This is a genomic window from Methylobacterium sp. BTF04 (assembly GCF_010692745.1).
Classification (GTDB): domain Bacteria; phylum Pseudomonadota; class Alphaproteobacteria; order Rhizobiales; family Beijerinckiaceae; genus Methylobacterium.
This window is the reverse complement of the sequence record NZ_JAAHTB010000180.1, coordinates 1-1,233: the sequence shown is the minus strand read 5'-3', so window position 1 is coordinate 1,233 and position 1,233 is coordinate 1. Positions and strand designations below refer to the sequence as shown.

1 protein-coding gene and 1 pseudogene are annotated in these 1,233 nt (G+C 67.9%); both read right to left on the bottom strand.

The window, feature by feature from the left end; all coding sequences use genetic code 11:
* Positions 1-83 precede the first annotated feature (83 nt).
* A complete protein-coding gene (gene istB, locus G3T14_RS24170; RefSeq protein WP_163645005.1) occupies positions 84-953 on the bottom strand; it encodes an IS21-like element helper ATPase IstB in 870 nt (289 codons plus the stop codon).
* Positions 950-1,233: pseudogene (locus G3T14_RS24165) on the bottom strand (IS21 family transposase); the annotation flags it as partial. The gene istB and the pseudogene G3T14_RS24165, both read right to left, overlap by 4 nt.

The following is a 1,233-nucleotide window of genomic DNA, read 5'->3' as shown; positions in this document are numbered from 1 at the left end:
TGGATGTGTCAATGGGCACCGAAGTCTCCGCGATTGTGGGCATCGAAAATTCCCTGATCGGCGGGTGTTTCGTCGTGCGGTGATCAGCCGTTGGTGTGATCGGATGCGGCCTTTCCGGGTGGGCGGCCACGACGCTTGGGAGCCGGCGGCGGGGTGATGAGAGCTTTCGAGCGGACGTGCTCTGGCACGAGGCTGGCGTGCTGGCGCAGGCGGTAGCTCGCACCCTCGATCTGGACGACGACGGCATGATGCAGCAGGCGGTCGAGCAGAGCGGTGGCGACGACAGGATCGCCGAACACCTCGCCCCATTCGGCAAAGCCGCGGTTCGAGGTCAGGATCATCGCGCTCTTCTCGTAGCGGGCATTCACGAGCTGGAAGAACAGGTTGCCGCCGCCGGGAACGACCGGCAGGTAGCCGATCTCGTCGACGACCAGGAGCGAGGCGCGGCAGAGATACCGGATCCGCTCGCGCAGGGAGCCGTCGCGCTCAGCCTTGGCCAGCGAGGCGATGAGATCGGCCAGGGTCGTGAAGGCGACGCTGCGGCCGGCTTTGACCGCCTCGACGGCGAGCGCCGTGGCAAGGTGGCTTTTCCCCGTGCCGGGTGGACCGAGCAGGTGGACAACCTCGGCCCGGTCGATGAACTTCAGCTCGGCCAGGGCCAGGATGCGTTCCCGGTCGAGGGAGGGCTGGAAGCCGAAGTCGAAGCCCTGGAGCGTCTTGATGGCCGTCAGCCGCGCCATCACCAGGGCGGTCTTCACGCGGCGGCTCTCGCGCAGCGTGAGTTCTTCGACCAGGATCTCGTCGAGGGCGCCGATTCCGTCGATCTCGCCCTGCTCAATGCGCCGGAGGGTGGCGTCGAGGACCTCCAGGGCACGCGGCATGCGCAGGCCGACGAGGCTGTGCCTGATGCTGTCGATCGTCGTGGCGGCAGCGGAGGGATGAGCGCGGCTCATGAGCGGCCTCCGATCTCGGCGGCGAGGTTGTCACCGACGGCCTGATAGAAAGCAAGCGGACGCTGGGCGACGTGATCGCCGCGCCGGCCGATGATGAGGCTGTCTTGATGCCCATGCCGCATGGCGCGCGCCTGGCCACCCTGCCGATGACTGGGGTCGACCCGGTACTGACGCCGGCCTTCCAGCACGGGATGGGTTGCCACGAGGCGACCGCCGTCAAGGATGCGGATCGCGTCCGGTAGCTGATGCACCTCGACGACGCGCCGGGTCCGGTCGGGCA